The organism is Pseudoalteromonas sp. TAE56 (genome assembly GCF_000497955.1).
Lineage (GTDB): Bacteria > Pseudomonadota > Gammaproteobacteria > Enterobacterales > Alteromonadaceae > Pseudoalteromonas.
Map to the genome: position 1 here is coordinate 1 of NZ_AUTN01000121.1, position 5,848 is coordinate 5,848.

The 5,848-nt window shown below is 43.9% G+C and carries 6 protein-coding genes and 1 pseudogene; all 7 read right to left on the reverse strand.

The window, feature by feature from the left end; all coding sequences use genetic code 11:
- Positions 1 to 202 (reverse strand): annotated as a pseudogene (locus tag L656_RS0114455) (allantoinase); the annotation flags it as partial.
- 1 nt (position 203) lies between these two features.
- Positions 204 to 1,415 carry a urate hydroxylase PuuD gene (locus L656_RS0114460; protein ID WP_024599733.1) on the reverse strand — a complete coding sequence of 404 codons (1,212 nt, stop codon included), beginning with the start codon at positions 1,413 to 1,415 and terminating at the stop codon, positions 204 to 206.
- A gap of 4 nt (positions 1,416 to 1,419) precedes the next feature.
- Complete coding sequence (gene guaD, locus L656_RS0114465) at positions 1,420 to 2,784, reverse strand: guanine deaminase (protein WP_024599734.1); 1,365 nt, start codon at positions 2,782 to 2,784, stop codon at positions 1,420 to 1,422.
- A gap of 2 nt (positions 2,785 to 2,786) precedes the next feature.
- Positions 2,787 to 3,137 (reverse strand): hydroxyisourate hydrolase, encoded by a 351-nt coding sequence (gene uraH, locus L656_RS0114470; RefSeq protein WP_024599735.1) that lies wholly within the window; start codon positions 3,135 to 3,137, stop codon positions 2,787 to 2,789.
- The gene (gene uraD, locus L656_RS0114475) at positions 3,134 to 3,634 is read right to left on the reverse strand and encodes a 2-oxo-4-hydroxy-4-carboxy-5-ureidoimidazoline decarboxylase (RefSeq protein WP_024599736.1); all 501 of its coding nucleotides are present in this window, start codon (positions 3,632 to 3,634) and stop codon (positions 3,134 to 3,136) included. The genes uraH and uraD overlap by 4 nt, the downstream gene beginning before the upstream one ends.
- Complete coding sequence (xdhC, locus tag L656_RS0114480) at positions 3,631 to 4,521, reverse strand: xanthine dehydrogenase accessory protein XdhC (RefSeq protein ID WP_024599737.1); 891 nt, start codon at positions 4,519 to 4,521, stop codon at positions 3,631 to 3,633. Before xdhC ends, uraD begins: the two co-directional genes overlap by 4 nt.
- The coding region (locus L656_RS0114485; RefSeq protein WP_024599738.1) for a molybdopterin cofactor-binding domain-containing protein at positions 4,514 to 5,848 on the reverse strand (1,335 nt) is incomplete at its 5' end. The genes L656_RS0114485 and xdhC, both read right to left, overlap by 8 nt.

Consider the following 5,848-nt stretch of genomic DNA (forward strand, 5'->3'; position numbering starts at 1 on the left):
CTTCTACATGCGGGGCACTGACTATTTCAGATAAAAATGTTTCGGCTGCTGCATCACCATGCAATACACAGTTTTCGCCGCCTTCTTCGTAATTTAATACCACTTGTACAGCTATACGGGCTTTATTGGGCCAATTTGCATGTGGTACATCAGGGCCATAACCAATTAAATCGCGCGGGTAGTTTTTAAATTGCTCGCTCATGTTATTGCTCCTTTTTAAGTGCTATGAGCCAAGAGCCTAGCGTTTCACGCTCTGCATCAGTCATTTTGGTCATATTAGCCAATGGCATATCTTTGGTTATAACCGCACGGGTATGAATAAGCGTACTGGCTTTTTTTACATCATTAATAGAGTCGAGCTTAAAGCCAAGTGGCGCTGCTTGAAAAAGCTTTGATGTAGGTGTTTCACTGTGGCACTGGGTACAGTGCTTGCTGATTATATCCCACGCTTGTGCGTCGGTAATACTTGCTTGTAAAGGCGCGTTTTCGTCTGCATTTGTTGATGTACTGGGCCAAGGTGCTATTGCCAGCATGAGGGCAAAAAAGGCGGCAATACCACTTACAAGTACAGAGGGTTTATTAACGCCTTGATGTTTTAAGTTAAAGTAATGGCGTATCCACATGCCAATACCAAACAGTGCAATTAAAATAAGCCAGCCAAAGCTATGGCTGTAAGTATAAGGAAAGTGATTGCTCAACATAATAAATACCACTGGTAACGTGGCGTAGTTATTATGAACAGAGCACAGCTTTGCCTTTAAACCCGGGAGCGATTCAGGAATACGGCCAGCTTCTACTTCGCTTACCATGTAGCGTTGCCCTGGCATAATAATGTGGTACACATTGCCAACCATACACGTACCAATAAGCGCACCTACATGAATATACACAGCGCGGTCACTAAATAGCTGATCGACCCCGTAAGTCCAAAGGGCCAATATGCCAATAACCACAGCAATAAACGCTTTACCGTTTTCAACGAGTGGGGTTTTACACAATAAACGATAAACACCATAACCCAAGCCAATAAAGCCAAGGGATGCGGCAATAGCAGCAAACTTACTTAGCTCACTTTTGCTGTTATCGATTAGGTAAACATCGGCGCCAACATAATAAAGTAGGCTAAATAATAAAATACCGGTGATCCACGTTGTGTAGGCTTCCCATTTAAACCAGTGCAGGGTATGCGGCATTTCTTCAGGGCCATTTTGATACTTAGCGACTTCGTAAAAGCCACCGCCGTGCACGGCCCATAAATCGCCTTTTATGCCTTTGTCTTGTTTCCACTGTGGCGGGGTTTGTAAGTTATTATCAAGCCACGCAAAATAAAACGACGCCCCAATCCACGCAATGCCTGCAATCACATGAAAATAACGCAGTACTAAATGGGCAAGCTCAAATAAATAGTTTTCCATTAGGTTAAGCCTCTTCTAATTGCGGTGTGTGGGTGTCTGAAAATTGATTGCTATCATCGCGCTTGTACACACTTTTACCCATAATGTAGGTTTGCTCAACGCAGCGGTCATCACCTAGCATCATCATGGCAAAAAGTTGCTCGTGCAGGGTTTTTGCATGGCCAATTCTGAATTTTAAAAACGAGGTGGCCGCGTAATCCATTACAATAAAGTCGGCTTCACAGCCAATAGCAAAGCTACCTATGGTGCCTTCTAAATCAAGCGCTCGTGCACCGCCCAAAGTAGCTAGGTACATGCCTTTAAACGCGGAAAAGCGCTGGCCTTGTAATTGCTGAATTTTGTACGCTTCGTTACCTGTTTGTAGCATAGAAAAACTTGTGCCTGCGCCTACATCGGTACCCATGCCTACGTTAATACCGTGCTCTTCACAGGCTTTTAAGTTTAATAAGCCTGAGCCTAAAAATAAGTTAGAGGTAGGGCAGTGCGATATGGCCGCGTTGTTATCTGCAAGGCAGCAAAGCTCGCGCTCAGATAAATGAATACTATGGGCAAATACCGAGCGTTTACGCACCATTTTAGCTTGCTCGTACACGCCAAGGTAATCTTCGGCTTCAGGAAATAACCCTTTTACCCATTCGCACTCGTCTTTGTTTTCAGATAAGTGGGTATGCAGGTAGGTGTCGGGGTATTCTTCTAATAATTGAGTACATTTTTGTAGTTGCTCTGGAGTAGATGTGGGCGCAAAACGTGGCGTTACTGCGTAGCTTAATCTATCAACATTATGCCATTTTTCTATCAGTGCTTTTGATTGATCGTAACTAGTTTGCGCGCAATCTGATAAATCGTCAGGGCAGTTTCTATCCATCATTACCTTACCGGCAATCATACGTAAATTACGTTTTTGAGATTCGTTAAAAAACGCATCTACCGATTGCGGGTGCACAGTGCCAAATACCAATGCGGTAGTGGTGCCATTACGCAGTAGTTCGTCTAAAAAGCGATTAGATATGTCTTTTGAATAGTGCTCACAGGTAAACTTTTTCTCTGTCGGAAACGCGTATTCGGTGAGCCAGCTTAAAAGCTGCTCGCCATACGCGCCGACCATTTCGGTTTGAGGCAAGTGTATGTGCGTGTCTATCATGCCGGGCATAACCAATTTACCATCGTGGCGAATAATAGTGGCTGACTTATCAATGCTTGGCAGTATGTCTTGTTCGTAACCAAGTTTAATTACTTTGCCGTTTTGAATAACTAACGCGCCTTTTTCAAAATAGCGATGGGCGTTCTCGCCGGCTATGGCTGGGTCGTCAACAAAATCTAGTATGTTGGCACAAATTACGGTCATTTTATTATTGTTTTGCGTGCTCATTGTTAGCTGCCTCTGTACGTTGAGTAGCCAAATGGGCTAAGCAATAACGGAATGTGATGGTGTTTTTTGTCTTGTAATCTAAAGGTTATTTGCGCCTCTGGGTAAAACGCTGGCATTTCTTTATTTTGATAATAACTATCTAAATCAAACTCCAGTTTGTAGGTTGCAAATTCTACGTCTGTATCTAGCCAGTCGGTAATTCGCCCATCAGTATCTGTTTTGCCTTGAGCAATTAAATGCCACTCGTTATTGCTCTGTACAAATAATTTTACTGCTACATTTGCAGCCGGTTTACCAGTGCTGGTATCGAGAATATGGGTAGTGATAGGGCTTTTTTTCATACTTTTATTCATAGCAATGACTCCAATCTTATTTTTGTTATTTTGGCTTGTTCGCCCGCGGCAATATTTAGCTCTGTACTGCGGGTGTTGTGTATGCGCTGCTCTATGAGTTCAAGCATTTGCTCAGCGCTTTTACCACTGGCACACACAATAAAAATAAAACCAAACGTGCTGAGGTACTCTTTATTAAGGGCAATCATTTTTTTAAGCACGGCTTCGTTTGCTTTGCTCATACCCGATTGCTCATGCCCCGCTTTTTGCGCAGTGGCGGCGTATTTTTTGCTAAGGGTTGATAAATCGCCTATTTGCGGGTGACCTTCAAAGGCTGCTAAATAGTCGCTTTCGCCTAGGCTATCCCATACGCTTTGCGCGCTTTGATATAGGTGCTCTTTATTTTTAAATGGCATGATATTTAGCATACCGCTTACCCAATTTGGTGCTGCGCAGCAGTGCTCTAAAGCTTGATGCGCTTGCGCTGCATTTAGATTATTAATTTTTAAGCTACTCATGCGCTTTCTTCCTCGTGCGTGGTGCTAATTAAGGCATTTTTAAGTGCGCGCCATTGCAAGCCTTGGCGTTTGGGTGCGTGGGTTTGCATAGCTTGATAAAGGCCAATTAACTGCCCGCTAATTGATATTGCTACTTCCATAGGGAGCTTGCCCGTAATATTTTTAAGCCCAACAGGGCAGACCATTTGCTTTATTTGATCGGTGGTAAAATCGCGATGAGCTAGGCGTTGTTTAAAACGTTTTGCTTTAGTGTCAGAGCCAATAACGCCCAGCCAATTGGCATCAGCGCGTTTAATAATGGCTTGGGTGAGTGCAAAGTCGAGCTGGTGGTTATGGGTCAGTATTAAGTAATTGTTAGCTTTAGGCGCACGTTTTACTTGTTCTGTTGGCTCTTCATCAACCACTTTTACTACGTTATTAGGGATTGATTGTGGAAATACATCTGCGCGGCTATCTATCCAGCGTATGCGCATAGGTAGTTGTGCCAATATACCAATGAGCGCTTGTGCTACATGGCCTGCGCCGTAAATGTCGAGGGTAAAGCGCTCGCATTGCATGCACTCAAGCATAACGGTGGCAGCTCCCCCGCAGCATTGGCCTAAATTTGCACCTAGGTTAAATTGCTCAATTACTTGGGCGGCTTCGCCTTTGGCAAGTAGTTCGCGGGCTTTTTCAATTACTACGTATTCAAGGTGACCACCGCCAAGGGTGTCGTAAATATGCTCGCCGCTTATTACCATTTTAGAGCCTGTGCCGCGTGGGGTTGAGCCATTTGTGCCAAGCACTGTGGCAATAACATAATTAGTGCCTCTTTGTTCGTGCTCGTTTATAGCCTGCGCCCAATTTTGAGTATGAAAACCCTGAAACGACTCATTTAAATTAGCCATTTTGATGCTCCTTAAACCAGCTAGCGGTTTGCTCAATTGCATTTAATACACGCTCAGGTGTAGCAGGCGTATCAAGTGGGGCGGTGTATTTGTAATCAGCCACACTGCTTATGGCGTTACGAATAGCGCTCCATACACTAAAGGCCAACATAAACGGCGGCTCGCCTACAGCTTTTGATCTAAATACGGTGGTTTCTGGATTGGCAGAGTTATATAAATTGACGTTAAATTCGGCGGGTGTATCGCCAATGGCTGGTATTTTGTAGTTAGCAGGACCAAAGCTTGCAAGCTGCCCTCTATCGTTCCATTGTAAGTCTTCGGTTGTTAGCCAACCCATGCCTTGTACAAAGGCGCCTTCAATTTGGCCTATATCAAGTGCTGGATTAATTGAGCTGCCTACATCGTGCAAAATATCAACGCGTGTTACCGTGTTTTCGCCCGTAAGTGTATCTACCTCAACTTCACTCAGTGCTACGCCGTGAGCGTAGTAAAAAAACGGCCGGCCTTCGCCTTTAGCTCTATCGTAATGAATTTTAGGCGTGGCGTAATAACCGGTTGATGAAAGCGATATACGATTCATGTAAGCAAGGTTTGCAAGTTCACTAAAGCTAATTTCGCCTTTACTAAAGGTAATTAGGTTATCTTTAAATACAATAGTGTTGCTCTCAACTTCAAAGTGCTCGCTTATAAAGTGTATTAAGCGCTCTTTTATTGTGTTTACTGCATTTAGTGCCGCCATACCGTTTAAGTCGGTACCACTTGAGGCAGCTGTAGGCGAGGTGTTTGGTACTTTGTCTGTACGGGTAGCGCTAATACTTACCGCGTTAAAATCAACCCCAAAACCATGAGCCACAATTTGTGCAATTTTGGTGTTAAGCCCTTGGCCCATTTCGGTGCCGCCATGGTTTAAATGTATCGAGCCATCGCTATAAACATGCACAAGTGCACCAGCTTGATTTAAGTGTTGTACAGTAAACGATATACCGTATTTAACCGGCGTCATCGCAAGGCCTTTTTTGATAATAGGCGACGATGCGTTAAATGCTTTAATAGCAGTTTTGCGTGCCCAGTAGTCACCCGACTCCTCAAGCTGGCTTATCATATCTATTAAAATATGTTGCTCTACGGTTTGATGATACGGCGTGGTGTCGCGGCCTTTTTTATATAAATTAAGTTTTCGGATCTCAAGCGGATCTTTACCTAATTTGGCGGCTATATCGTCCATTATTAGCTCGCCCATAATCATTCCTTGTGGGCCACCAAACCCTCTAAATGCGGTATGGCTTACGGTATTTACTTTACAGCGATTACCTTTAATTGTGGCGGC